This window comes from Corynebacterium sp., from assembly GCF_030530965.1.
Classification (GTDB): Bacteria; Actinomycetota; Actinomycetes; order Mycobacteriales; family Mycobacteriaceae; genus Corynebacterium.
The window spans coordinates 1-25,891 of the sequence record NZ_JAUMTY010000031.1 but is presented as its reverse complement, the minus strand read 5'-3'; the positions used below and the strand labels follow the sequence as shown (position 1 = coordinate 25,891).

Annotated in this window: 27 protein-coding genes; 12 read left to right on the top strand and 15 right to left on the bottom strand. The window is 58.6% G+C overall.

All coding sequences use genetic code 11. The features are described from left to right. From Q3981_RS06995 to Q3981_RS06985, 3 genes are all read right to left on the bottom strand, one after another. On the bottom strand, nucleotides 1-211 hold a 211-nt coding region (locus tag Q3981_RS06995; RefSeq protein WP_303124731.1), incomplete at its 3' end, for a hypothetical protein. Continuing rightward, on the bottom strand, nucleotides 208-1,290 hold the full coding sequence (locus Q3981_RS06990; RefSeq protein WP_303124729.1) for a glutamate ABC transporter substrate-binding protein: 1,083 nt from the start codon (nucleotides 1,288-1,290) through the stop codon (nucleotides 208-210). The genes Q3981_RS06995 and Q3981_RS06990, both read right to left, overlap by 4 nt. Continuing rightward, on the bottom strand, nucleotides 1,287-2,765 hold the full coding sequence (locus Q3981_RS06985; RefSeq protein WP_303124727.1) for a hypothetical protein: 1,479 nt from the start codon (nucleotides 2,763-2,765) through the stop codon (nucleotides 1,287-1,289). Before Q3981_RS06985 ends, Q3981_RS06990 begins: the two co-directional genes overlap by 4 nt. A 196-nt stretch (nucleotides 2,766-2,961) precedes the next feature. On the opposite strand from Q3981_RS06985, the gene Q3981_RS06980 reads away from it, so the two are divergent. Together Q3981_RS06980 and Q3981_RS06975 are read left to right on the top strand one after the other, a co-directional pair. Next, a complete protein-coding gene (locus Q3981_RS06980; RefSeq protein ID WP_303124725.1) occupies nucleotides 2,962-3,897 on the top strand; it encodes an ABC transporter ATP-binding protein in 936 nt (311 codons plus the stop codon). Continuing rightward, nucleotides 3,897-4,676: an ABC transporter permease gene (locus Q3981_RS06975; protein ID WP_303124723.1), complete on the top strand. Its 780-nt coding sequence runs from the start codon at nucleotides 3,897-3,899 to the stop codon at nucleotides 4,674-4,676. Before Q3981_RS06980 ends, Q3981_RS06975 begins: the two co-directional genes overlap by 1 nt. Nucleotides 4,677-4,716: 40 nt before the next feature. Here Q3981_RS06975 and Q3981_RS06970 read toward each other — a convergent pair whose 3' ends face one another. The 4 genes from Q3981_RS06970 to Q3981_RS06955 all read right to left on the bottom strand — a co-directional run bounded on the left by Q3981_RS06970 (nucleotide 4,717) and on the right by Q3981_RS06955 (nucleotide 8,007). Further along, entirely contained in the window at nucleotides 4,717-5,328 is a 612-nt protein-coding gene (locus Q3981_RS06970; protein ID WP_303124721.1) for a MarR family winged helix-turn-helix transcriptional regulator, read from the bottom strand. An 88-nt stretch (nucleotides 5,329-5,416) separates the two neighbouring features. Continuing rightward, nucleotides 5,417-6,202 (bottom strand): exodeoxyribonuclease III, encoded by a 786-nt coding sequence (locus tag Q3981_RS06965; RefSeq protein ID WP_303124719.1) that lies wholly within the window; start codon nucleotides 6,200-6,202, stop codon nucleotides 5,417-5,419. A gap of 10 nt (nucleotides 6,203-6,212) precedes the next feature. After that, nucleotides 6,213-7,343, bottom strand: a complete 1,131-nt coding sequence (locus Q3981_RS06960; protein WP_303124717.1) for a GNAT family N-acetyltransferase — start codon at nucleotides 7,341-7,343, stop codon at nucleotides 6,213-6,215. A 31-nt stretch (nucleotides 7,344-7,374) separates the two neighbouring features. Beyond that, nucleotides 7,375-8,007 (bottom strand): peptide deformylase, encoded by a 633-nt coding sequence (locus Q3981_RS06955; protein ID WP_303124715.1) that lies wholly within the window; start codon nucleotides 8,005-8,007, stop codon nucleotides 7,375-7,377. A gap of 115 nt (nucleotides 8,008-8,122) precedes the next feature. Here Q3981_RS06955 and Q3981_RS06950 point away from each other — a divergent pair, with 115 nt between their 5' ends. From Q3981_RS06950 to Q3981_RS06935, 4 genes are all read left to right on the top strand, one after another. Beyond that, entirely contained in the window at nucleotides 8,123-8,533 is a 411-nt protein-coding gene (locus tag Q3981_RS06950; protein WP_303124713.1) for a DUF3263 domain-containing protein, read from the top strand. 9 nt (nucleotides 8,534-8,542) lie between these two features. Next, entirely contained in the window at nucleotides 8,543-8,677 is a 135-nt protein-coding gene (locus tag Q3981_RS06945; protein WP_303124712.1) for a hypothetical protein, read from the top strand. Between the two features lie 14 nt (nucleotides 8,678-8,691). Beyond that, nucleotides 8,692-9,969: a LytR C-terminal domain-containing protein gene (locus Q3981_RS06940; RefSeq protein WP_303124710.1), complete on the top strand. Its 1,278-nt coding sequence runs from the start codon at nucleotides 8,692-8,694 to the stop codon at nucleotides 9,967-9,969. A 98-nt stretch (nucleotides 9,970-10,067) separates the two neighbouring features. Beyond that, complete coding sequence (locus tag Q3981_RS06935; RefSeq protein ID WP_303124707.1) at nucleotides 10,068-11,288, top strand: glutamate--cysteine ligase; 1,221 nt, start codon at nucleotides 10,068-10,070, stop codon at nucleotides 11,286-11,288. A 12-nt stretch (nucleotides 11,289-11,300) separates the two neighbouring features. Here the strand turns inward: Q3981_RS06935 and Q3981_RS06930 are convergent, their stop codons facing one another. From Q3981_RS06930 to Q3981_RS06920, 3 genes are all read right to left on the bottom strand, one after another. Next, a complete protein-coding gene (locus Q3981_RS06930) occupies nucleotides 11,301-11,882 on the bottom strand; it encodes an acetyl-CoA acetyltransferase (RefSeq protein WP_303124703.1) in 582 nt (193 codons plus the stop codon). 287 nt (nucleotides 11,883-12,169) lie between these two features. Beyond that, nucleotides 12,170-12,322, bottom strand: a complete 153-nt coding sequence (locus Q3981_RS06925; RefSeq protein WP_204087451.1) for a hypothetical protein — start codon at nucleotides 12,320-12,322, stop codon at nucleotides 12,170-12,172. A gap of 197 nt (nucleotides 12,323-12,519) precedes the next feature. Next, nucleotides 12,520-13,962 (bottom strand): dipeptidase, encoded by a 1,443-nt coding sequence (locus tag Q3981_RS06920; RefSeq protein WP_303124693.1) that lies wholly within the window; start codon nucleotides 13,960-13,962, stop codon nucleotides 12,520-12,522. A gap of 264 nt (nucleotides 13,963-14,226) precedes the next feature. On the opposite strand from Q3981_RS06920, the gene groL reads away from it, so the two are divergent. Further along, the gene (gene groL / locus Q3981_RS06915; protein ID WP_012732279.1) at nucleotides 14,227-15,870 is read left to right on the top strand and encodes a chaperonin GroEL; all 1,644 of its coding nucleotides are present in this window, start codon (nucleotides 14,227-14,229) and stop codon (nucleotides 15,868-15,870) included. Nucleotides 15,871-16,127: 257 nt separating this feature from the next. Next, nucleotides 16,128-17,087 carry a polyphosphate kinase 2 gene (ppk2, locus tag Q3981_RS06910; protein WP_303124689.1) on the top strand — a complete coding sequence of 320 codons (960 nt, stop codon included), beginning with the start codon at nucleotides 16,128-16,130 and terminating at the stop codon, nucleotides 17,085-17,087. A gap of 24 nt (nucleotides 17,088-17,111) precedes the next feature. Here the strand turns inward: ppk2 and Q3981_RS06905 are convergent, their stop codons facing one another. From Q3981_RS06905 to Q3981_RS06890, 4 genes are all read right to left on the bottom strand, one after another. Next, nucleotides 17,112-18,881 carry an AMP-binding protein gene (locus Q3981_RS06905; RefSeq protein ID WP_303124687.1) on the bottom strand — a complete coding sequence of 590 codons (1,770 nt, stop codon included), beginning with the start codon at nucleotides 18,879-18,881 and terminating at the stop codon, nucleotides 17,112-17,114. Continuing rightward, nucleotides 18,878-19,417, bottom strand: coding sequence for a MarR family winged helix-turn-helix transcriptional regulator (locus Q3981_RS06900; protein WP_012732276.1), 540 nt, complete (start codon nucleotides 19,415-19,417; stop codon nucleotides 18,878-18,880). The genes Q3981_RS06905 and Q3981_RS06900 overlap by 4 nt, the downstream gene beginning before the upstream one ends. A 258-nt stretch (nucleotides 19,418-19,675) precedes the next feature. After that, on the bottom strand, nucleotides 19,676-19,978 hold the full coding sequence (locus tag Q3981_RS06895) for a rhodanese-like domain-containing protein (RefSeq protein ID WP_012732275.1): 303 nt from the start codon (nucleotides 19,976-19,978) through the stop codon (nucleotides 19,676-19,678). Between the two features lie 79 nt (nucleotides 19,979-20,057). Then, nucleotides 20,058-21,134: an HtaA protein gene (locus Q3981_RS06890; RefSeq protein WP_303124683.1), complete on the bottom strand. Its 1,077-nt coding sequence runs from the start codon at nucleotides 21,132-21,134 to the stop codon at nucleotides 20,058-20,060. Between the two features lie 128 nt (nucleotides 21,135-21,262). On the opposite strand from Q3981_RS06890, the gene Q3981_RS06885 reads away from it, so the two are divergent. From Q3981_RS06885 to Q3981_RS06870, 4 genes are all read left to right on the top strand, one after another. Next, on the top strand, nucleotides 21,263-22,183 hold the full coding sequence (locus Q3981_RS06885) for a carbohydrate ABC transporter permease (RefSeq protein ID WP_296136554.1): 921 nt from the start codon (nucleotides 21,263-21,265) through the stop codon (nucleotides 22,181-22,183). Between the two features lie 71 nt (nucleotides 22,184-22,254). Then, nucleotides 22,255-23,070 (top strand): carbohydrate ABC transporter permease, encoded by an 816-nt coding sequence (locus Q3981_RS06880; RefSeq protein ID WP_303124680.1) that lies wholly within the window; start codon nucleotides 22,255-22,257, stop codon nucleotides 23,068-23,070. After that, nucleotides 23,070-24,446, top strand: coding sequence for an ABC transporter substrate-binding protein (locus Q3981_RS06875; protein ID WP_303124678.1), 1,377 nt, complete (start codon nucleotides 23,070-23,072; stop codon nucleotides 24,444-24,446). Before Q3981_RS06880 ends, Q3981_RS06875 begins: the two co-directional genes overlap by 1 nt. An 89-nt stretch (nucleotides 24,447-24,535) precedes the next feature. Continuing rightward, nucleotides 24,536-25,726 carry an ABC transporter ATP-binding protein gene (locus Q3981_RS06870; RefSeq protein ID WP_303124676.1) on the top strand — a complete coding sequence of 397 codons (1,191 nt, stop codon included), beginning with the start codon at nucleotides 24,536-24,538 and terminating at the stop codon, nucleotides 25,724-25,726. A gap of 37 nt (nucleotides 25,727-25,763) precedes the next feature. Here Q3981_RS06870 and Q3981_RS06865 read toward each other — a convergent pair. Further along, nucleotides 25,764-25,891: inorganic diphosphatase (locus Q3981_RS06865; protein WP_303124733.1), on the bottom strand; the 128-nt coding region annotated here is incomplete at its 5' end.

Genomic DNA, 25,891 nt, shown 5'->3' with positions numbered 1-25,891 from the left:
GGGTATCCGCAGGATTGTCGGACTGTAAGAGTGAACCAATGTCGTTGATGTCGATATCGATCTCGTCGTCATCGTCATCATCGGCGAACGGGTCAAAGGGGACGGCCCGCGTTCCCATGACCGTGGCGGCTTCGGTGGGGTGGTCTTCGGTGGGATGTTCATTGTCGGCACCCACCTTCTCGTCGCGGGAGTTCGGTTCGGAATCGCTCATTGTGGTTCCTCCTGGACATAGGTGGGTTCGGGCGGAACACCGGAATCCCCGAGATATTTGCCTAGCCACTTGTCATAGAGACGTTGCCAGGTCCCGTCGGATCGGATGCGCATCAGGGTGGAATTCACCTGCCGGACGAGCCCGTCGGTGTTCTTCCCCGGCGTGGATTTCGCGATTCCCACGGCATAATCGCTGGACCCGTAGGGTTGCCCAACCAGGTGTGTGTTCGAGTCTTGCGCCGCCAGCCCGGAGAGGATCGAATCGTCGGAAATAATGGCTTGAACTTGGTGTTGCTGCATGGCCACCAGGCAGTCGGACCAGTCGTTGGTAATGAGGAACCGCGAGTGCGGCGCAATAACCTGCGCATTGTGCTGGAAGGTCGAGTCCTTGGTCACGCAGACCGTGGCGTCCCGCAGATCGTCGGCGGATTGAATAGAGGAGCTTGTCGACGCCAAAATCCGCGCTTGGGCGTGCAGGTACGGCGCGGAGAAGGCCACTTTGGCTCGGCGTTCGCGGTCGATGGTCATGGTGCGGACGACAATGTCGACATTGCCGTGTTGAAGTGCGTCAACGCGTTCGGCCGAGGACAGGAAGCGGAAGTCGATCCGCTCGGGGTCGCCGAAAATGTCGCGCGCAATTTCACGGGCGAGGGACACGTCGAAGCCCTCAAGATTGCCGCTACTGGGATCTTGGAAACCAAGAAAATTGAGTGACGACGACACCCCGACGATGATGCGCCCGCGCCGGACGATATCTGGTATACGCTCCTCGGGGGTTGAGTTGTCGGGAGCGAGTGTGTCGTACGCGTCGGCGTCGGTCGTGGTGTCTGGTGTGGGTGTTTGGCTTGCCGACGATTCATGTGGCGGATTGACGTACGTGGCCCCGTCGGGAATGGGGGTGAAGGGGGCGACGGAGATATCGATCCCGTTGTGGCCACGGTGTGAATCGCTGATCCCGGAGCAGGCAGCGAGGGGGAGGATCGCGAGGGGGATGACGGCGGCCGCGATCCAGGGACGACGGGTGCGTCGCGCCCGGAGTTGGGGTCGGAACCGAATTGAGCTGTGTGGCAGGCGAATCATGTGTACTCCTGCATCCGGGGGCGAACGCCAATGAGGACACCAACGACAGAGAGTACGGACAAAATCAGCACCGCGCGGGTGATGTTTTGCGAGGTGTCCTGGCTATTTTCCAGGTAGGTCCGCAGGTTGCTGCGCGTGTCCTGAATCAGTGTCCGCAGCGACTGATCGAGCTGAATGAATTGCCGCTCCGAGTTCAAGGTGGATTCATCGCGGCCGACGGCGATATTCACGGCCCCGGTGTAGTCCCCGCGGCCGATACGGTTCGCAAGTTCCTGGTGAGACACTTTCCACGAGTTCGCGGCGACGATGGCGTCGTCGAGGGCATCGGATGGTTTCGTATCCGACGACGTGTCGGTGTTCTGATCGTCCGCGTCGTCGAGTGTGCCGTCATCTTTCAGTTGTGTCAGGGTCTTTTGGACGTCGCTCACTGTGGTCGAGAAGTCTGCCGACGATTGATCCGCGCTCCGCCGCACCAGCATGAGCGCTTCGTCGGTGCGCGCCTTTTGCGCGCTGATGCGGGAGGCAGTCAGCTCGTGGAGGGGATCAGACGCCCGGTTAAAGTCCGCATTCCCTACCGCAACGATGACGATCGACGATATCGCCAGCCAGAACAGCGCGATTGTCATGGCGACGGTGGCGAAGAGCAACCCACCGTTGAGTCGTCGGTTAGTAAGTGCAGCGAGCCAAAGTTGTGCAATGACCAGGAGAATGATGGCCGCGAGAAGCCCCGACGCGGGGAACCACATCGGCCGGGTCAGCGATCGGGCTTGGTGACGGACGCGGTCAGAGGTGATGGTGTACAGGCGCGACGCTGCGGGAATGATGGAATTCTGCATGATGGCGCTGGCCTCGGTGAGATAGGAGGCACCAATGGGGTTGCCCTCCCGGTTGTTCGTGCGGGCCTGCGCGATAAGCCCCGTGTAGATGGGGAGCCGCTGGTTGACCACCGCGAGGAGCTGGAGAACCTCGTGGTCGTCGGAGTTCGCACCGGCACCTGCCTCGACGAGCGCGGTCGACGCGGTCTGAATGGCGGTGGTGTAGCGCTCGTCTTCCGATTGGGACCCGACGCCACCTTCAAGAAATCCGATGGTGGCGGTGGAGTCTGCCACGGAGAGCGACCCGTACAGCCGTTGCGCGGCGTTAGAGAGCGGCTCGGTGTTCTTCACCAAGTTGTTGAGCTGGTCTTGCCGGGTTGATGAGGCGTAGGTCAGCGCGCCACCGGCGGCAACAATGGCTATGACCAGGATCGTTGTCATTGCCATGAGCCGGCCTGGCGATGTACGCAGATAGGCCCACATCCGCCCTGGAACTTTTAACGCGGGGGCGAGGACATCGTGAACGACGTGCCAGCGGCTTGGCTGCACATCGGCGTCGTCTGGCTCGAGGGAATCGTCCATGGCGCTGAGCCGAATGTGGCTGGCGTCGGAGGAGTGTGAGGGACCGCGGTTGCGTCCCGTTCCTCGTTCTCGTGCCATACGGGCCCCCTACGTGTTGCGCCTGTCGCCAGTTTTTGTGCCACGTCCGGTGCGCGCGATCGTTGCGGTTGGAGGGGAGGCCGGTCGCGCGCCGGTAGCACAACTGTCACATCTGTCTCTCTAGTCTAAGCGTTACACGGACATCAGTGTGATTGAAGCCTGTCTTCGTTGCTGAAAATGTGCCAAACTGGTTTCTATGATCGAAATACATGGCCTCACAAAGAGGTATGGGGACAAGGTAGCGGTAGATTCGCTCGACTTCACGGTGAAGCCAGGTGTCGTTACTGGTTTTCTTGGCCCGAATGGGGCTGGTAAATCGACCACGATGCGGATGATTACCGGGTTGGATCGCCCAACAAAGGGCACCGCAACGGTGAATGGGAAGAATTATCGGTCATCTCGGGCGCCCGCCAAGGAAGTGGGGGCGCTCCTAGAGGCCAAGTGGGTTCACCCGAACCGGTCCGCCCGCACTCATTTGAAGTGGATGGCACAGGCCAGCGGCATTTCTACTGATCGTGTCGACGAAGTTCTGCGTTTAGTGGGACTAACCGATGTGGCGTCAAAAAAGGCAGGGGGATTCTCCCTGGGTATGAGTCAGCGCCTGGGGCTCGCCGGAGCGCTTTTAGGCGATCCCGAAACGCTGATCCTGGATGAGCCGGTCAACGGTTTGGACCCGGAGGGTATCCGCTGGGTGCGCACCTTCCTTAAAAACCTCGCCGCCGAGGGGCGCACGGTGTTCGTGAGCTCTCACATGCTCTCTGAGATGGCGCTGACGGCGGATAACTTGGTTGTCATTGGCCGCGGCAAACTCGTCGCCGATACGACGGTGGAGGAGTTCACGTCGTCGCGGGGTGGCAGCTCGACGCGCTTGCGTGTGGGCGATCACGACCACATGGCGCAGGCCCTTAAGCAGGAGAACATCACCTTCACGATGGACCGCGATAACGTCGGCCGTGAGGTCTTCGTCGTCACTGGGGTATCCACTGACGACGTCGGCAAGGTGGCTTACTCTTACGGGATCCCCGTCCTCCAACTGGAAGAACACCACGGATCTTTGGAAGACGCATTTTTGCAACTCACAGGTGATGACGTCGAATATCAGGGCGCGGCAGCTCAGGGAGGACAGAACTGATGATGGTTAACTCGATTCGTGCTGAGTGGACGAAGCTAGCGTCGACAAAGTCGTTCGCGTGGACGTCGATCTTAATTGTCGTCCTGAGCTGGGCGTTCGCCGCTCTGATGGGGTGGGGTTCGAAGAGCGCCCTGGATTCGATGGATCCGGAAGACATGACGGACGTGCCGACAATAAGTGCCGTCACCGCTGTTCAGGGGTTCGAACTATTCGGTGTCATGGTGATCATCATCATGGCGACCCTCCTGGTGACCACGGAGTACCGCTTCAAAACCATCAATGAGACGATCATGATGACCCCGAATCGGCCGATCATTGCGGTATCGAAAACGATCGTTTATGGCCTGGTCTCAGTGGTGTTGTCCTTCTTTTCGACGATCACCAGCGTGCTGGTCTTTAAGTGGTTGGCGGGCGACTACGGCTCCCACATGAAAATGTTCTCCGGTTCGTCGGCGCGGGTATATGTGTCGACGGCAGTGGAAGCGCTGCTGGTTGTCGTGATGGCTGTTGGTGTGGCGTTCATTGTCCGACAGACTGCGGGTGCTATCGCCATCATGCTGCTGTGGAAGCTCGTCCTTGAGGACTTGATCACCTTGATCCCGAAGGTGGGGACCCACATCAAAGGCTACCGGCCTTTCGCTAACCTCAATGCGTGGGTGGGCGACGGGAAACTCGATGGCGCGCCGTGGGGGACGACGGGTGGCGTCATTTACTTCGCCGTGTGGGCACTTGTGCTCTTCGCAATCGGTGTGGCTGTGTTCGTGAAGCGGGACGCGTAGCGCGGCTACGTTTCCCGCGCGGTCCTTTCCGCCCATCCCACTACGGCTTCGTTATAGACCCCGACTGGCTCTGCATCGCGTCGATCACATGCTCGGTAGCGAACGCTGTTTCGTTCAGCCGCTCCGACGCTTCGTGAAGGATGCGGACGCTGTCGGGGTTCATTTCGTCGGTAATTTTGTTGATTAACGCAGCCCATCGCTCGGCAATGTCGTCGAGAACCCGGGTGCCCGCGTCGGTCACTTGGAGCATTTGAGCGCGTTTATCGTCGGGGTTCGATGCCCGATTAAGCAACCCGTTGGCGATGAGCGCGCGGACCGTCGTCGAGACATTAGATACGCGTAGGAACCTCATGCGCGCGATGTCGGACACGCCGACACCGGGGTGGTTGTGCACAAAATAGAGGACTTCGATTTCCGATTGGTTGACCTCCATGGAGTGGAGGGGCTGTTCCACAAGCCGTCGCGTGGCCGAGAGGAAGTTGTACATCGCGGCAGAAAGCACATGAGTTTCTTCCTTGGTGAGGGGTGGAAGGTACCCGCCGGCGACGTTCACGTCCTGGTCAGGGCGTGTTTCAGTGTCGAGGCCGTCGTGGTGGACGGCATGGGATTGGGGCGCGCTCGGGGCGGCTGCAGTCATGCTGTCGGAAGTCACAAGTTTTATTTTAGAAAATTAATGGAAATAGTTAACCACTAGCCGCCTCGATGTGAGGGTTATAGTCGTCACATCTGGTTAAATCCCCTCATAATTCATAATCGACGATGAGTGGCGCGTGGTCACTGCTACCTTTCGCGGCGCGTTCATCCTTATCGACGCTGACTGCCCCAGCGTTGTCCGCCAGCGCAGGGGACGCCCATTGCATGTCGATGCGCATACCTTGGTTCCGCCCGAAACGCCCCGCCGTGTAGTCCCAGTACGTGTAGCCCGAATCGTGGGTGACGTCGGTAAATCCTTCATCCTCGAGCGCGGTCAGAGCGTTGCGCTCACGTGGCGTGACGTGCGTGTGCCCAATGAAGAACTGAGGATCCCACACATCGGTGTCATGGGGCGCGATATTCCAATCGCCGACGAGGGCCAGGCGTAATTCGGGATCATTATCGACGGCCGTGGCGGCGTAATTGCGGACCGCGTCGAGAAACCGGAGTTTGTAGGTGAAGTGAATGTTGCTGATTTCTCGGCCATTGGGGACGTAGAGGCTCATGACGGTGATATCCCCGCAGGTCGCGGCGATCGACCGGGGCTCGACAGGTTGCTCCGCGGTGAGATCCTTAGAGAATCCGGGTTGGTGGGGGAGCGTGTGGACGTCCGTGAGACCAACGCGGGAGGCGATCGCGACCCCATTCCACTGGTTTGTTCCGCTGACGGCTACCTCATACCCGGCGTCGGTGAAGGCGTCGCGGGGAAACTGGTCCTCGCTGCATTTTGTTTCTTGCATGGCGAGGACGTCGATGTCATGTCGCTTGAGTACATCGATGATCCGTGGGAGTCGGGTGCGGACGGAGTTGACGTTCCAGGTAGCCAATCGCATATGGGTGAGCCTACTTCGTATCTGCACTTTCCGTGCGCGCGGTGGACGCATCCGCCAAGTAGCGGTGGCGATGGTGCTCGCCGAAGCCCAGCTTGTGGTACAGGTTGCGTCCGGGAGTGTTCGATTCGATGACGTGCAGGTATGCGGTGTCCGCGCCGTGCCGACGGCCCCAATCCATCATGATGGCACCCATGAATGTGCCCAACCCTTGCCGACGATAACGTTCGGCTACTTCCACGGCGGAGTATCCCAACCATGCGCGGCCGTCGGGCGAGTGAGTGATGGTTCCTCTCGTGATAGCGACGGTCTCTCCATCAATAACGATGCGTCCGAAGCCGAGGAGCCCGTCGATTTCGTGCGATAGCTGCCGCAATGCTGACTCCGGCAGAGGCTGGCCGCGGAAGTGGTACAGGGACAGCCAGTCGTCATTCGGTTGCTCGCCAACCTCCCACGTGATGTCCCGCGAGAGAAGGTCGTCGGACACGGTGTGCGCGGCGATATTCCTGACCGCAGAGCCCTCTTCCACAGAGTCGTCCTCCGTAGACGCATCCTCCGACGTCGACGCGGTCTCCAGGTCCTTAGTCATCGTGATGATTTCGGGCCCGCGGGTCCACGCGCCGGGCATGCGGAAAGCGGGCCGCGCGATGCGATCCGGCGCGGCAATCAGCGTCGGCAACCCATACTTCTTATATATGTCGCGGATCGCGTCCACAGGAACGTCGTCAAACGCCGTGTGAGGTTCCAAGGGAACAGCGCTGTTTGACCTCTCTGTCACTCCATCGCCGACGCGAACCAGCCACCCGTTGACCCACTCGTGGTGGATGACACCGGGGAACGCGAGCGCGTAGGCGTATTCCACGGCCCTGATATCGCTGTTGCGCACGGGTTTCGCGGGCAGGGGTTTAATAACGTCGATAAGTTGTGGGTCGATGGTGATCTCTTCGCCGGGGATCCCGGTATTTTGCCGACGAACCACCAGCGGGTCCAGTGAGACGAGCGTCCCGATGACGTCGGTGAAATGGTCCCCGTGGGGGCTGGCGTCGGTGAGCCGCCGTCGGATGACAACGCGCGCTCCGACAACGAGTGAGGCCGGGTCGGACCAGCGGGAGATCGGGAGATGTGCCGGTGTGGAGTCAGCCATGGGCGGTCACTCTTTACTCGTCTTGATCGTTTTACTCGTCGTCTTCGCCGAAGGGATCGGGATCGACCCCCGGTGTCCAGGTATTTCCGGGCACAGTCCACCCGTTGCGCTTGATCTTCTTCTTCGCCATGCGAGCCCAACGCCCGATGAGCATGTCGGTGTAGAGGTAGCCGTCCAGGTGGCCGACCTCGTGCTGCAGGCACCGCGCGAAGAACCCGTAGCCCTCAACGCTTACTGGTTCTCCGTGCTCGTCGGTTCCGGTGACGCGGGCCCAGTGTGCGCGTCCAGTGGGGAAGTCCAAGCCGGGTACGGAGAGACAGCCCTCGGCGTCGGATCCATCGGTAGCTGGCATTGTTTCGGGGATCTCGGAGGTTTCCAGAACCGGATTGACCACGCACCCTTTGCGTCGCGGTCCGCCTTGAGCTTTGAGTTCTTCCTCTGACTTGGAATCGCCGTCGGGACCTTCGATATCGGGGCAGTCGTAAACGAAGAGCCGCTTGGCAACTCCGATTTGGTTGGCGGCGAGGCCAACCCCATGAGAGAGCTCGAGGGTTTCGTACATATCGGCAACGAGCTCCGCGATTTCCTCGGGCGACTCGGTAACAGGCTCGGTCGGGTTATGGAGGACGGGATCACCAGCGATAACAATTGGGCGCACAGTCATGGGGTATAGAGTAGTGGCAGTTCCTGACACGGTCAGATACGGACGGTCAGATAGGGAAGGCGTGCGCCCTATCTGCCGTGCTCAGTGCGGGTGATCTGCGGGTATCGTTTGCGGGGTGCCGACGGATGTAGTGGATGAACATAGTGATTGTGGGGTGAACAATAGGGTGACGACGAATGACGCGGGATCTGCGCATGGCGATGGTGACACTTCCGACAGCGCACAAGATTCCGCCACCGCGCATGATGCGGATGACGCTACTAGTGATGCCCACAATGATTCCCACAACGAGGACAAGACACAACGTGGACTCACTGACGACGAGCGACGTATGTTGGAATTTGAGCGGCGTGTGTGGAGGAGAGATTCCGCAAAAGACGAGTTGATTCGTCGTCGGTTCAATCTGAGCCCGATCCGCTACTACCAGCGCCTTTTCCGATTAATCCAGCGCAGAGAAGCTCTTGAGGAATTCCCGACGACGGTGAACCGGTTGCTGCGCATTGCGAATTCTGACCGTCCGTACTGACCGCCCGTAATGACAGCTCCCGTCGGCCCCGTCGGCAGCGCTGACCGTCCCCATCAGCTGGCTTCGTTAACCAACACGGTGCAGCGGATGTGCGTCTGTATTGCCGACACAGGGAATGAAATAAAAGTGACTAATGAGAAATAAGTTATTATTGTTTTGTGAATTTCGATAACGAACCTGGACAATCGCCCCGCAACCATCGCGACCGCTCTCATGGTCGCGCCGATAATCATCGCGATAACGATGATTTATTCGACGAGGACGTGCACACCGACGGTGCACGCGATGGCGTCTATGAGGACCAAGCGTTTAACGATGGATCCTTCGCTGACCAGGGGGAATCTGGATATTCCTCTACTGAATCAGGCGATTATTCCGCAGGTGAAAGTGCTGCTCAGGGTGGGTACACCGGTTTTGCCGGCTACGGTTCGTACGACGAGACCCCGCATCATCACGAAAGTGCCAGCCCCGAGGCTGCATCCGTGGCAGGCGCCCACGATGGCCATGCCACCCCACACGATGGCTCCGTCAGGGGCTCGGCATCAACATCGCGTGCGGCCGCGTCGGAACCCGTCGAACCCAATGAGCCCGCCGAACCATTCGACTATGACGACCACGCAAAGTATGACGACCGCGCGGAATACGACGAACCCACTAACTATGACGAAGCAGCAGCGCCCCTAGCGTCGGACCTTGGCGCATCAGAGCCCGCACCTGCAGCGTCGGCAGAGGACCAGCCACAGAAGACTCAGAAGTCCAAAGTCCCGCTGCGCACGATCGGCGTGATCTTGTTAATCGTGGCCGTCGCGCTGATCGCTTTCGGCATCTACCACCTGGTGAGCGGTGATAAAGACGACGACAATTCATCGGCAAGTTCGACGTCGTCGTCGGCACCCGTGAACCCGGGGAATACCGGTGCACCAGGGGCCGGGGCTGCGACAGACCAGCAGCAGCCGGGAGAGAACGCCAACAATCCGGACAGCACCGCCGACCAGGGGCAGAACACGGCCGGCAACCAAGGCGCGCAGAACACCACTGATAATGGCGCGGCTGCACAGGACGGAAACAGCGGAAGCAACGGCGCTAGTACCGATAAAAAGGTGGATAAGAGTAAAGTTCAGGTCACCGTTCTGAACAACTCGAGAGTTCAAGGTTTGGCAGAAAAGGTTTCCAAAAACCTCAACGCCGATAGCTGGAGCAACACCTCGTTCGGTAACTTGCCTGCCGACGGAGCTGCGGCTTTCCCCGGTTCGGTCGTTCTGTATGACGACAACGCAGATAGCAAAGCTGCTGCAACTGAGGTAGCCACGGCGTTAGGGCTCAAAGCTCAGCCAAAGACTGACCAAACCAACCAGCAATTGGCCAACGCAGAAATGGTGTCCGGCCAGCACCCGGGCTCCGTAGTTGTTGTGACGACGGCTGATATGAATCAGTAGCGGGCTGACCGATCGGTTCTACCGCACGACTTATGAACATTACGACGCTTGGCTGAAAGGCCCGGTGTCGTCGTCTTACGCCCGGAAGGTAGACCATAGTGACATCGGAAACACCTCCCACTGTCGCATTTAACGCGTCCCCCGCGCCGACATTGGGCGTGGAGTGGGAACTGGCCTTGGTGGATCCCACGACCTTGGACCTCACGCCGCGTGCAGGGGAATTGCTGAACGTGATGTCCACGATGGATCCGAATCACCGCGTTGTCCGCGAATTCCTCTCGAACACGATTGAGTTTGTCACGGCCGTGTGCAACACGGTGGCCGATGTTGAAGACGACCTGCGCGAATCCCTCGATCTCGCGCTCCGGGCCGCGGACGATATTGGCGTCGAGTTGCTCTCCGTGGGCACCCACCCCTTCGCCCATTGGGGTGACCAGGAACTCTCGGATAAGACGAACTATCAGCAAATCATCGAGCGCACCCAATGGTGGGGCCGCCAGATGCTGATCTGGGGAATCCATGTGCACGTGGGAATCCGGTCGAAGGACCGGGTATGGCCGATCATCAACGCGATGCTGACCTTATATCCGCACATTTTGGCAATGTCTGCCTCCTCGCCCGCGTGGGAGGGGATGGACACCGGGTACGCCAGCAATCGGACGCTCCTGTACCAACAATTGCCGACGGCGGGGCTCCCGTACCCTATGAAAACCTGGGAGGAGTGGGAGGAATTCACCCGCGACCAGCTGCGTAGCGGGGTGATCGATAAGCCCGACGCCATGCATTTGGATATCCGCCCGGCCGGCAAATGGGGAACCATTGAGGTCCGGTTTGCGGACGCCACCACCAACATGCGCGATCTCAGCGCGATCGTTGCCTTTGTTCATTGCGCGGTGGTGTATTTCGACCGTGCCTACGACCGCGGGGAGGACTTGCCTAGCCTGCAGCAGTGGCACATCGTCGAAAATAAGTGGCGGGCGGCGCGGTATGGCCTGGATGCGATCGTCATTGTGGATCGTGACACCAATGAGAAGGATGTGCGCGACGATATTCGCGAGTGGGTTGAGCGGCTCCGGCCGGTTGCCGACGATTTATCGTGCCGACGCGAGTTGGAGGATGTCCTGACGATTGTGAAAGAAGGGGCATCGTATGAGCGTCAGCGTCGGATAGCCCGTGCGGCAGGTGCCGCCCGCGAACCCGGCGTTCGTTTGGCTGGCGAAGCCGGGGCGCTAGATGGGTTTGCGACGCCGGACGCGTGGAAGGCTGCGGTGCGTGCGTCGATCAAAGAGTTGAAGGAGAACTTCCCCGACAAGAGGTAACCGCTGGCCGGCTTATTTAACGGTCGGGTACAGGCGATTAGCCGCATTGACCAGGGAGTTAGCGGCAGAAATGTCGGGATTAGAACCGAATCCGACGGTCCAGACTTTCCGACGATCATGGGCCGCGTAGATCATGGTGACGGTTGCTTCGAAGATCGTGAACTGGTGGAATTCCAGGATCTCAACGCGACGCCCACCGTCAGCCAGGATGTGGGTCATGGCGCTGATAGCCCCCATCGATGTGATGGTGTGGGTGGAGGTGCGCTGGGAGGACGGCTGCGAGCTGTCAGCCAGGGTGATGGTGTAGCGACGGCGTCCGGCGCGCAGCTGCTCGTGGTTCAGCGATTGTAAGCTCAGCGCACCGCCGGGAGCGCAAAATGTTTCCGTGAACGTCCGCCAGGCCATGCCGTGGGCTTGTTCCCGCAATCCGCGGGGCAGTCGGTGGCCGAATCGGGCGCGGAAGGGGTCGTCGGCAAAAGTGCGACGGGTGGGCTGTGCCTCGAAGTTCGTGCCCTGGTTGGGTGTGGAGAAAGCTCTGGTGGTGTCCCGGGTGAATGAGTGTGTGCGGCGTCGGCTGGGGGTATAGATAAACACGGGGGCGGAATCCTTATTTCTTTGGCGCTTCACCCTGGTTACAGCTTTGTCCAGTGTCGACGGGACCGCGATGTTGCTGTGATGACGCTGGAAGATTCTTGACCAGTCATCGTGGTGGGCCGCTCCGTGTGATCAGGGCCGTGTGGTTGGGCCATCAGGATCGAGCGGATCCGTCATGATCGGACGGTGCCATCGTCAGTTGTATCCGGGGTGATAGCGCGGTGGCCATCACGGGCGGGCGGACTGACGGGGCCTGGGGTTCTGGGCTCAATCCTGGGCGGACGAGGTCAGTCCTGCTCGCCGCCGAGGTCGCTAGCCTTAAGTACTCGTAGCGCGGGGGCCGCGATGAGGGCCGGCGCTGCGGTGACCTCGAGGGTGTTCGAGGTGGCCGGAGCCGAGTGCTTGAGGTTGCGAAGTCCCTTAAGGTTCGCCTTAAGCATGGTGGCAACTGTATCGATGACGTGTGACCCACGCAACATGGTTCGGGTACACGGTTGTAGATCGGGGGTAAAACGACGCGGTGTCTGAGCTGTGACTGAACAAATAGAGCATAAAAATACCCCCTGAACATGCAGATTCTCGCAATGTGGAATATCTGCTTGAGGGGGTTATAGCGGGGGTAGTGGCCGGGGTGTGGTTAAGCCCTTCCGAACCGCGCGAGGAAGAGCAGTTCCGCGATCGCGAAGTGCTTGATTTCGGACGGATCAACGGACTCATTGGCGCTGTGGATCCGTGCCTCGGGTTCCTCGACGCCGAAGAGTGCGAGCTCAGCGTTGGGGTTCGCCTTCAGCAGGCCCGCGCAGAGCGGGATCGATCCGCCTGAGGCGTTGTACACGACGTCCGTCTGGAAAGCGTCGGTCATGGCTTGGCCGAGAGTGGCGTGAAGCGGCCCGGACGTGTCGGCGCGGAAAGGCTCGCCGATCGACTCGCGCTCGATGGTGATGTGCGTGCCCCACGGGACGTGTTCTTCCAGGTGCTTGACGAGTTTCTCTTGCGCCTCCACGGGATCCATGGTCGACGGCACACGCAGGTTCAACACGGCTGCACAGCTGGCCGGCACGGCATTGATGACGTCCTTGGTGGGAACCGCGTCCAGAGCCGTGACCGTAATGGCCGGCTGCGCGACAGTGAGGTCAGTCACGCTGGGGCCGTCGCCATGCGTGGTGCCCGCGGCACCATACAGCTCGACGCCCTCCAGCACCGACGCGTCTTTACGGAAATTTTCTGGATCGGCTTGGTTACCATCCCAATGACCTGAGGTGTCCAAACCGTCGACAGTGAGCAGCCCATTCTCATCGTGCAGCGTGCCGAGAAGGTGGATCATCGCCAGAAGAGCATCGGGTGCAGCCCCGCCGAATTGTCCCGAGTGAACCGGTCCTTCCAGCGTTTGCAAAGTAACTTTTACCCCGGCACTACCACGTAACGACGTGCACAGTGCGGGCTCGCCAACACGATCGGAACCGGAATCGGCGATCAGGATGTCGTCGGCAGAGAAAAGCTCGGGGCGCTCCTCTAATAGTGCGTCTAATCCGGCACCGCCGCGCTCCTCGGACCCCTCGACAACAACACGGATGCCAAGCTTCGGGGCCTCCGGGTGTAGTTCCTCCCACTCCTTGAGTCCGTGCAAGGCGGCGAGGTGCATCACAACATTGCCCTTGCAATCCGCGGTACCGCGCCCGTACCACCGCCCATTGCGTTCGGTGAGGGCCCACGGGTCGGAATCCCACGCGTCGGTATCCGTGGCCGGCTGGACGTCATAATGCGAGTACAGCATGACGGTCGGCATGCCGTCGCTGGGCTGACGCAAGCCAATCACGGCAGTGGAACCGTCGGCAGTTTTGTGCTTTTCGACGGGGATGCCGGCGGCCGTAAACGCGTCGACCACCCAGTTAGCGGCGCGGGTTGTTTCCTCCTCGAGGCCGGCGAAGTCGTGGACAGAAGCGCAGCCCACGAGCTCGGTTAACCACGAGCGAACGTCGTCCATTCGTGAGGTGACGTAGCGGGTGGCTTCCTCGGGGGAATAGATGCTCGCTGTATCCGTCGAGTGTGTGTCTTTGCTGTCTGCAGCGTCGTGAGTCATGCTCCCTAGGGTAGCGCCCTCGAGGGGAGGGGTAGCGTCGGCATGTGACCATGCAGCATGTAACCATCTCCACCAGAAACCTTGCACTCTAAGCCCGAGACTGCTAAACAAGAGTTAGCACTCCGGGACTGTGAGTGCCAGAGAGTTACAACAAATGTTCACCGGCTGTGGTGAGAGAAATAGAAGACACATATTTCTCGTGCCGTCGCGGGCGCCGCTGCCGGATCGTGTGTCGTCAACATAAACGGAGGATCGGAAAGCCTCATGGCCAAGATCATTGCTTTCGACGAGGAAGCTCGCCGCGGATTGGAAAAGGGACTCAACACCCTTGCTGATGCAGTCAAGGTGACGTTAGGGCCAAAGGGCCGCAACGTCGTCCTAGAAAAGAAGTGGGGCGCTCCCACGATCACCAACGATGGTGTGACTATCGCCCGCGAAATCGAACTTGAGGATCCGTACGAAAAGATCGGTGCGGAGCTCGTTAAAGAGGTTGCGAAGAAGACCGACGACGTCGCCGGCGACGGAACCACGACAGCGACCGTTCTGGCACAGTCGCTCGTCCGTGAGGGCCTGCGCAACGTCGCTGCGGGCTCCAACCCGATGGGCATTAAGCGCGGTATCCAGGCTGCTACCAAGGCTGTGACCAAGCAGCTGCTGGATTCCGCTAAGGACATTGAAACTGAGGAAGAAATCGCCGCCACCGCTGGCATTTCTGCCGCCGACCAGACCATTGGTGAGCTGATCGCCAAGGCCATGTACAAGGTGGGCGACGGCAAGCTCAACAAAGACGGCGTTATCACCGTTGAAGAGTCCAACACCTTTGGCGTTGACCTCGAAGTCACCGAAGGTATGCGCTTCGACAAGGGCTACATCTCCGGCTACTTCGCTACCGACATGGAGCGCCAGGAAGCCGTTCTTGAGGATCCCTACATCCTGCTCGTGTCCTCCAAGATCGGGAATGTGAAAGACCTCCTCCCGCTGCTTGAAAAGGTCATGCAGTCCGGCAAGCCGTTGCTGATCGTCGCTGAGGACGTCGAGGGCGAGGCTCTGTCCACCCTCGTTGTGAACAAGATTCGTGGAACCTTCAAGTCTGTTGCTGTGAAGGCTCCGGGCTTCGGTGACCGCCGCAAGGCTCAGCTGCAGGATATGGCCATTTTGACCGGCGGCCAGGTTATCTCCGAAGAAGTTGGCCTCACCCTGGAGAATGCTGACCTCCCGATGCTGGGCCGTGCCCGCAAGGTCGTCGTCACGAAGGACGAGACCACCATCGTTGAGGGCGCTGGCTCCTCCGAGCAGATCGAAGGCCGCGTCAAGCAGATCCGGGCAGAGATCGAGAACTCCGACTCGGACTACGACCGCGAGAAGCTGCAGGAGCGCTTGGCCAAACTGGCCGGTGGCGTTGCTGTCTTGAAGGTTGGTGCCGCAACCGAGGTTGAGCTGAAGGAGCGTAAGCACCGCATCGAGGACGCTGTGCGCAACGCTAAGGCTGCCGCCGAGGAAGGCATTGTTGCTGGTGGTGGATCCGCACTGCTGCAGGCATCCTCCGTTTTGGATGATGACCTCGGATTCGCTGGCGACGAAGCCATCGGTGTTCGCATCCTCCGTGCCGCCCTGGAAGCTCCGTTGAAGCAGATCGCTGTCAACGCTGGCTTCGAGCCCGGCGTCGTTGCAGACAAGGTTGCTAACCTCGACGAAGGCTTCGGTTTGAACGCAGCTACCGGCGAGTACGTCAACCTGATGGACGCTGGCATTAACGATCCGGTGAAGGTGACGCGTTCCGCACTGCAGAACGCATCCTCCATCGCATCCCTGTTCTTGACGACGGAGGCCGTCGTTGCGGACAAGCCTGAGCCTGCTGCTCCGGCTGCACCGGGTGCCGATGAGATGGCCGGCATGGGTGGCTTCTAAATAGAACCACATAGAGGCTGAGTTATTGGCCCGTGTTTATTAGCCCGCGGGTTTTCTAACCGCGTGGCCAATGACCATGACGCCTGACAAACACTGACAGACTGTTCCGAACTCGGAGCGGTCTGTTTTTGTTATGTCGGTTGGGTCTGGTGATTCGTGCCGAATAGCGGCGGTGTGGGGGAGATAACCCCCACATTAACCCCCCGACCTGCCTAGTTGATGCCCGGTTCAACGCCCGTTCGTCATAGACTTTGAATATGGCTGATGAAGACGATCGGAAAAAGGACACCATTAGCGCCGAGGACGGTGCTAAGGAGGGAAAAACCTCGAACGATGAGGAGTTCCACGTCGTCGACCTTGCTGATACCGAAGGCTATATCGTCGATGACTCCGATGAAGATGACCCAGTACTCATTACCCCCGATGGGCATCGTGTAGATACATGGCGTGAAAACTACCCCTACGACGAGCGCATGACTCGTAAGGAATACGAGCATATTAAGCGCGCCCTCCAGATCGAGCTGCTGAAATGGCAGAACTGGACGAAGGACACGGGCCAAAAGCACATCATTCTCTTCGAAGGGCGTGACGCCGCAGGTAAGGGTGGCACGATTAAGCGCTTCAATGAGCACTTGAATCCCCGTGGTGCGCGAACCGTCGCTTTGGAAAAACCGTCGCCGCGTGAATCCACGTCCTGGTACTTCCAGCGCTACATCGAGCACTATCCCGCGGCTGGCGAAATCGTGTTCTTCGACCGCTCCTGGTACAACAGGTCCGGCGTCGAGCGCGTGATGGGGTTCTGTACAGAATCGCAGCATGCGGAGTTCTTGCGCGAGGTCCCCATGCTGGAAAACATGATTATGGGGTCCGGAATTAGCTTGACCAAGCTGTGGTTCTCGGTGACACAGAAAGAGCAGCGCACCCGCTTCGCCATCCGCCAGGTTGACCCCGTGCGGCAGTGGAAGCTCTCGCCAATGGACTTGGCGTCCCTGGATAAGTGGGACGATTACACGCGGGCCAAGGAAGAGCAGTTCCGCTACACGGATACGAATGAGTCGCCGTGGATCACGATTAAATCCAACGACAAGAAGCGCGCGCGTATCAACGCGATGCGCTACGTGCTCTCAAAGTTCGAGTACACGGATAAGGACTACGACATTGTCGGCCAGCCCGATCCGAAGATTGTCAAGCGCGGCCGCGACCAAATCGGTGACTAGTCCCCGGTGATGAGTTTCTGGTGATTAGTTCCCTCTGAACCAGCGACCGATCGTTGCCATGAGCTTCCGCCATCCAGCGCGGAAGCTCATTTTTCGTTGCGACGACGAGCCCTGTGTAGCCGGCACGATCGCAGTAGTGGAGCTTTCCCGCGGAGGCGTGGTCGGGGGTGTCGACGTATCGGCGACCTTCTGGCTGGAGCTCTGCGACTCATGCTCAGAAGACGTTTGCCCAGATGACGTCGGCTGATCAGAGGTCTCCGGCTGGTGGGGCAGCGCATTCACAACGTGAATAGATGGCATCAACGCCCGTGGCACGCGCCGGGCCAGATACGTTTGCGCCGATTTTTCCGTCAGGCTCTTACTTTGGACGTACCCCAGCAGCTTCGGCCCGTGTGTCGACGTCGTGAGCGCTGCTGTGGTGTCGTCGGCACCTGGCAGGTCGTGGAGAACAGCGTCGACATGGATGAGATCCACGCGATGCCCGCTGATGCGCGCCTGCTCGTCGATATGTCGCACGAAATGCAGACCGTCCTCGCCGACAGTGACGAGGTCGCCGGTCCTGTACGCGCGGTTCCACCCGAATTGCGAGACGGGCGCGAAGGTCTCCGCGTCGTGGATGAGATCGAAGTAGTGGGCGAGCCCAACACCGCTGATGACTAGTTCGCCGGCCCGCCCGGGCTCGACGGGGTGCCCCACTTCGTCGATGACGGTCGCTTCCCACCCGGCCAGCGGCTGCCCCATGAGCGATAGGGGAGTCTCCGGGGTTATTTTGGCTGCCGACGTGACCCCGGTTGCTTCAGTGCGATACGTATTCCACACTTCGCGTCCGGCCATGACGCGCGTGATGTCAGCCGGGCAGGGCTCCCCGCCCAGGATGAGGAGGCGTAACGCGGTGGGGTCGGTGTGCCAGGACAACACGTCGCTCGGTGTTGTCGAAATGACAGAGATACTGCGGTCTGCGATCCAGCGGTCAATGGTCGTCGGGGCGGACCCGTGTGCAGCGTCATTCGTGTAGGGCACGAGGCACGCGCCGGTGGACCAGGCCAGCCACATTTCTTCGACGCTGCGTGGATCCGTGTGGGACGCGATCGAGCCGATGCGGTCGCCTGCCCCGATGGGATCGTCGGGAACAAAAAGGTGTGTTTCGGCGCTGATCCCGGCGGTGGCGCAACGATGGGGGAGCACCAATGATCGACGGCCGAAGAACACAGCGGCAGCGTCGGAGGGTGATGGCTTGTGGGCCTGGCGCGTTGCCGGCCGGAGAGATTGAACGCCCGAGTCCGTCACGGCGGCGGTGAGTCGGAGCCCGGCGCTGACCTCCGCGAGTGAATATCCGGAGGCTGGTTCGGGTGACCGGGGGATGGCGCGCGGGCGCGAGGTCAACGCTGAGTAGGGGACCGTTCCGCCGCGGGCCTGAGACTGGTGGCTTCCGTTGTTTCCAGGGTGGTCCACAGATGGCTCAGTGCCGCCTTGATTTGCGTCGCGACCGTGTGCGGAAGTCGCCGAAACAGGGACGTACGCTGCGCCGATAGACATGGTCGCAAGGAGGGCAGCGTAGTACTCGATAGGGTCGGCAATGGCGATGCCGACGCGGTCGCCACGTCCGGCGGCAGTGCGTAGTTCGTCGGCAATCTCGTGGTACCGCTGCGAGAGACGAGCGTATGTGATGGTTTGGGTGCCCGTGTCGATGGCGAGGGCATCGGGAGTGGCGTCGGCCTGATCAGCAAAAATCCGTGTGAGAGTGTGGGGTTGTGAAGCGAGCGAATGGTTCCCCAACACTCTCCGCGAATTCACAATGACACTCCCGTGGTTAGCTTGCTGGTGTATTTCCGTAGGCGGTTGCTCTGCTTGTCGTTGAGTTCGTCGAGCAGATCATTTTCGGCGTCGGTCAGCGCGTGACGTATCTTGTGTCGAACAGTAATACCGTCTGGCGTAATCGTAATAAGTTGTTTTCGACGGTCTTCTGTTGAGCGTACCCGCTGGAGCAGGTTGTCTTCCTCTAATGAATCGATGAGGCGGACCATGTCGGAACGGTCAACGCCGAGGAGTTCTCCGAGCTCACTTTGGGAATAGCCCTTGTCGCGTCGGACACATTCAAGAAGCCAGTACGCGCGTTGGGAGAGTTCGAATTCATTGAGGGTGTTATCGGCGACCTCTCTGAACATTTTGTTCAGCTGGTACACCTGGTAAAAAAGCGAGTCTTCGACTTCCGAGGTGAGCGTAGCTGGCGCGGTTTCGGTGCCATCTGCACCTTGGGCAGCCTTATTCTCATCCTTGTTTGATTTATCTGGCTTATGACCAGATTTCTTTTTCTTGCTCGACTTCGCCATATTGCTGATCTTAGCCGAAAGTGGGGTATTAAAAACAATTGATATTTCCCACAAAAATGATGTCGTTATCGTCTTCGACCATTGCGTATTGACTAAGTGTATTGGTTACGACAGCGTAGTTATTCAATGACAGTTATTGACGACGAAAACCCCGGCGCCGAGCACAACTCCACTGAGTTTGTCGTGTTCAACCGGGGTTTACGAGAGTTGCCGGAACCTGGTGCGGGCCTAGCCGCTGGACTTAGCCGTCGCCGGAGCTTAGTCTCCGGATCCCGTTTCCATGGGGAGATTAGCTTCGCGCCAGGCCAGGGTGCCGTCCTTCACGTTGATGACGTCGAGGCCGTTTTGCTCCAGGAACTGGCAGGCCCGGGTGGAGCGTCCTCCGGAGAGGCAGATAATGTACGCCGGTTGATCGAAGTCCAGTTCTTGGTAGCGACCCATTAATTCGCTGAGCGGAATGTTGATAGCACCCGCGGCATGGCCGTCGGCATATTCATCTGCCTCGCGGACGTCAACGAATTGCGCGCCGTCGGGAATGTCGTGGACTGTCACACTTTCCATAAATCTGCTCCTTGTTGGGTATATGGCGTTCGATCTCGGCGTACTCGGCGTACTTGCCGGTGCAATTACCGGCGCGGTCTTACTGCTGCTCGGTCAACTCGCCGTACTGCAGTGGCCCGATACCATAGGTCTTCGCACCATTCTCATTGGCGGGCGACAAGATACCGATGGGGCGTCGAGTCAACGAGTCTGGCCCCACGTTACCGTCCGATGTCTCCGCAGTCAGGATCTCGGTGCCATTAGGCAGCGTAATAATCCACGGATTAGCGACGGTCAGCTCAACAACATTGAACCGTGCGGACCCCGTGACGGAACCTTTGTAACGACGGATGCCATCGTTGGCGGCTTCTTCGGCGGCACGGTCGCGGCTAAACGACACCGTCTGGGCATCGTCCTGCTTGGCCGCACCATCCTTGGGGTTGACGCCACCCTGCGCCAGCTTCGTCGCTGCGAAAAGCTCGTTCGCCTTAACGACGAGGTCCTCCGTGGGGGCTGGCGGAGTGTTCGGGCCAGGCTCGGGGGAGTAGTTGATAGGAACGTAGAGCTCCTCGGCAGGGTTGACGGATCCGCCGCCGGCGTAGGTGTACACGCCGAAGTTGGTACCGGGTGTCTGCTCAGGGGGATCGACGACGATACGAGCGGTGAAGGTGCCGTCGTCGTTCATGGGTTGAGCCTGGCGAGCGATGGAACGGTGCATGTCAATCGGCTGCTGCGGAATTGCGTCCAGTGTTCCCTTGGGCATGACCCACGCCATCCGATCGTGGGGGTGCTTGCGGGTGGAGGAATCGGCGTTTTCACTGGGCTTCCACTGATCGGGGAATCCGCTGTAGAGAACGAATACGCCGTTGGACGTGCCCGGAGGTACCGGAAGTGGGAAGCCACCCTTATTGGCCTGCGGGGAGAACCCGGAACCGTGGACCAGGAGGACATCGCCACGGTGCACGGTTGCACCTTCGGCGGGAGTTCCATCTTCAAAGGTGACGGTGATGGATGGATTCTCCTGGACCTGAGGGAAGACGGGGAGATTATCCGGGATGCTCGGTGCCGCTGTTGCGGGCGCCGGTGCCGTTAGTGCTGGCACACCCACTGCGAGAGCCGCGGTGAGGGCGGTAGAACTGGCAATAAGTACTAGTGGGGAGCGTGAACGAGAGAACATACTTAAATCCTAAACCTAGGCTCCCCTAAACGGAAGGGCGTGGGTGTTTTCTGTTTGTTCACCTAAACGTTGTCGACGATTTACTCTAAGGTCACGGGAATATTGGTTAGGAGAGCTAGCCTGCGGGGGTGCTCGATAGTCAATCAACTCACGCACCAGACACGAAGCGGGCTCAACGGAAAGAAGCACTGCTAGCTGCAGCATTGCTTTTTCCTAATCTCCTGCTGCTGACTGTATTCACGTATCGGCCGTTAATAGACAACATCCGTTTGTCATTCTTTCGGTGGAATATTTCGTCGCCTTCGGCGACATTTGTGGGTCTCGATAACTACAAGGAATGGCTTACTCGGGATGACACCCGAACCATTGTTCTCAACACCCTTGTGTTTACCGGCTTTGCCGTGATCGGCTCCATGGCCTTAGGCCTTATTCTTGCTTTGATATTGGATCAAAAGTTGTTTGGTCGTAATGCTGTCCGGTCTATTGCTTTTGCTCCCTTCGCATTATCCGGGGCTGCCATTGGGGTTGCCTTTCAGTTCATTTTCGACCCTCACTTTGGGCTGATCCAAGACATTCTCAGCCGTTTTCACATCCCCGTGCCCAACTTCTACTCGGAGCCAGCATGGGCCCTTTTTATGGTGACCTTCACCTTTATCTGGAAGAACCTGGGATACACATTCGTCATTTATCTCGCCGCATTGCAGGGCGTGAATAAAGAACTGGATGAAGCAGCGGCCATCGACGGTGCCGGACCGTGGACCAGATTATGGAAGGTCATTCTTCCTCAGCTGCGTCCGAGCACCTTTTTCTTATCGATCACCGTGACGCTCAACTCAGTCCAAGTCTTCGACATCATTTCAGTGATGACCCGGGGTGGCCCGCAAACAACGGGTACGACCACGTTGGTGTACCAGGTCTACCAAGAAACATTTACAAATTTCCGGGCGGGGTACGGAGCCACCGTCGCCACCATCCTTTTCCTCATCCTGTTGTGCCTCACTCTTGTTCAGGTTCGCTATATGGACCGGCAAATGGATAACGGGAGATAAAGACGGTGACTGTAAAGGAAAGCCATACATCTGGCCATAACAAGAGCCATAACAAGACAGGAAGAGGTGACATGGGAAAGAAAGCCGTGGGCTATGCCGGAATGATTTTTATCCTTTTGCTTATCGGGCTGCCCTTATATTGGACTCTCAGCGGATCATTGAAAACGCATCCAGAGATCTACACCAACCCGGTGACGTGGTATCCCCACCACATGCACCCACAAAATTATGATGAAGCAACACAGCGGGTGCCCTTTTGGCATTACCTGCGAAACTCGCTCATCATCACGGTCATTTTGTGCACAGTAAAAATTACGCTGGGGGTTTTGAGTGCGTATGCACTCGCTATTCTCCGATTCCCTGGGCGCAATCTGATTTTTATCATCATCATTTCTGCCCTCATGGTTCCTAGTGAAATCACCGTGATCTCTAACTATGCATTGATAGCTGGTCTGGGGTGGAGAAACACTTTCCAAGGCATCATTATCCCGCTCGCCGGAATCGCATTTGGAACGTTCTTAATGCGTAACCATTTCATGAGCCTGCCAAAAGAGCTCATTGAGGCGGCGCGGATGGATGGCGCTGGACCCATGCAATTGCTCTTCCGGGTACTCCTCCCGGTGTCCGGCCCCACATTGGTGGCATTCGCCATGATCACCGTGGTCAACGAATGGAACCAATACTTGTGGCCCTATGTCATGGCAGATACCGACAAAGTGGCGCCGCTGCCCGTTGGCCTGGCCCTACTCCAAAACTCAGATGGGGTGACGAACTGGGGGCCCGTGATGGCGGCGACTCTGCTCACCATGGTCCCGATATTGCTCCTCTTCATTTTCCTACAGAAGTACATGATTAAAGGCTTAACGACGGGGGCAGTGAAAGGCTAATGAAAATTTCGGATTGGGGACAACGCTCGGATTCACAGCGCCCAGATTCACAGCGCTCGGATTTACAGCGCGCTGGCATATCGCGTCGTTCTTTCTTGGGGCTTGCAGGCACCGCCTTGGCGGCGACGGCCTTGAGCGGATGCGCGGGGACACGATTCTCCCCGGGAGGTCAGGCGCACCAGGATGACAACACGATCACCTGGTGGTCGTCGCACCCGGGACAATCAAAGCCCGTTGAACAAGAATTGATCCGCCGATTTGAAAAGGATCATCCGGACCTCACGGTCAATCTCATTGATGCAGGGAAGAATTACGAAGAATGCGCCCAGAAGTTTAATGCGGCGCTGACGGGACGAACCGTTCCCGATATCGTCATGCTCTCGGATGTGTGGTGGTTCAACTTTGCGCTGAATGAGCAGATCACGCCAATTGAGGATGTGGCGTCCGAAGTGGGTCTGGATACGTCGACATATGTGACATCTCTTTATGAGGACTATGCATTCAATGGTAAGCATTTCGCGCTTCCCTTTGCTCGTTCGACGCCGTTGTTCTTTTACAACAAAGACGCGTGGAAAAGAGCAGGCCTTCCCGACCGCGGGCCCGAATCGTGGGATGAAATGGATGAGTGGGGGCCGCGTTTACAGACAGATCGGCAGAAAGGGCACGGGTGGGGCAACGCCGTCGATTATTTGTCGTGGACGTTTGAGGGCCCTTTGTGGACAAAAGGCGGGGCGTACTCGAAAGAGTGGGATTTTACTTTCACATCCGACGAAACAATCGCGGCGGTGGAATGGCTCAAACGTACCGTGTCGAGTGATGGATACGCTGCTATTTCTCAATCGCTGGCCAATGATTTCTCGGCTGGATTATATGCCTCGGTGATTGCGTCGACGGGAGATTTGAACGGGATTGTATCTAACGCCTCATTCCCGGTAGGGACGGCGGCATTGCCTAATCCTCGGGGAACAGGCGGATGCCCAACGGGTGGGGCAGGGCTAGCTATTCCGGCCATCATTTCTGACAAACGGAAGAAAAACGCGGCAACGTTTATCAACTACATCACGAACACGGCTAATACATGCTTCTGGTCGAGGGAAGTGGGGTATATGCCGGTACGAAAAGATGCGTCGGCTGATCCGGAAATGAAGACATTCTTGGACGAACACCCCAATTATCAGACTGCGATCGATCAGCTCCCGCATACGCGCATTCAAGATCCAGCGCGCGTTTTCGTTCCTGGCGCAGACCAGGTTATTGGTGGCGCTTTCGAATCGATCCTCACGAATAACGCCGATATACGGTCCACGATGAAAAAGGTTGATAAGGAAATCAGCAGGGCCTATGAGACGCAAATTAAACCGAAAATGCCGTCGTGATGGGTTTTCATAGCACCGTTTTCAGCCATCACCCTGTTGACCACGTAATTGTTCACAGAACGTAACTGCAGAAAAGAAAGAGCACAAGAATGGCGTCGATACGTTTTAATAATGTCTCCCGGATCTATGGTGACCGTAAAGCCGTCGATAATCTGAACTTAGATATCGCGGATGGTGAATTCTTAGTTGTCGTGGGGCCGTCCGGCTGCGGCAAATCCACGAGTTTGCGCATGCTCGCGGGCCTGGAACCTGCTGATGAGGGGCCAATTTTTATTGGCGACAGGGACGCGACGGGTGTGCCCCCGCGCGAGCGCGACGTGGCGATGGTGTTTCAGAATTACGCGCTGTACCCCAACATGACAGTTGAGGGGAATATGAGCTTTGCTCTTCGCAACCGTGGGATGGGGAAGAAGGAGACGCGGCGGCGTGTCCATGAGGCTGCGGCGATGCTGGAGCTTACTGATCTACTTGACCGCAAACCTGCAGCATTGTCGGGTGGGCAGCGGCAACGTGTCGCGATGGGGCGAGCGATCGTCCGGGACCCCGCGGTGTTCTGCATGGATGAACCGCTGTCCAACCTCGATGCGAAACTTAGGGTCTCGACGCGGTCACAGATTCTTTCTCTGCAGAAAAAGCTGCGGACAACCACCGTGTATGTGACGCACGACCAGGTTGAGGCGATGACCATGGGTGACCGTGTGGCCGTGCTGAAGGACGGCGTGTTACAGCAGGTTGACTCGCCTCGCGATGTTTATCAGAATCCGGCGAACACGTTTGTGGCGTCGTTTATTGGATCGCCGACGATGGGCCTGTTCACCATTGACGGTGGGCCGATTATGGGCGTGCGCCCGGAGGACTGGGAGGTTCTATCGGTGGCATCCGGAAACAACACGGAAACGACGACGGGGGAGGCCGCTGCGCAGAATACGGGTGCGGGAAGTGATGCGCCGGTGCTCGACCTCACTGTCACGCACATCGAGGAATTGGGTGCGCAATCATTTGCCTACGGCACGCCGACGGTCTCCCAAGGGCCCCAAGGTGGCGTCCAGATCAACCCGATGACGGGCAGAGACGCGCTCGCCGTGCTCCTCCCACGAGATAGTGTCGCAGGGAGTGGGCGGAACCACGCCACGTCGGACGTCGTCCATAATAACGGCCAGGTTACGGCTGCCGATGTAGCCGTCGGGTCCGTGATCACTGTTCGCGCAACACGAACCCACTCCTTCGACCCAGACACGGGCAACCGGATTAATCCCCCCGCTGGCTCGTCAGGTTACTAATCCCCCCAAGGGAGCCCCCCGATGTGAAAGGACGCTATTAGTCCTCGTAGCGATCCTTAGCTTCCTGCAGGATGCGCTCGGCTTCTTCCTTATCGCCCCAGCCAGAGCCGCTGACTTCCTTGTTCGGCTCCAGGTCCTTGTAGTGGACGAAGAAGTGCTCCACCT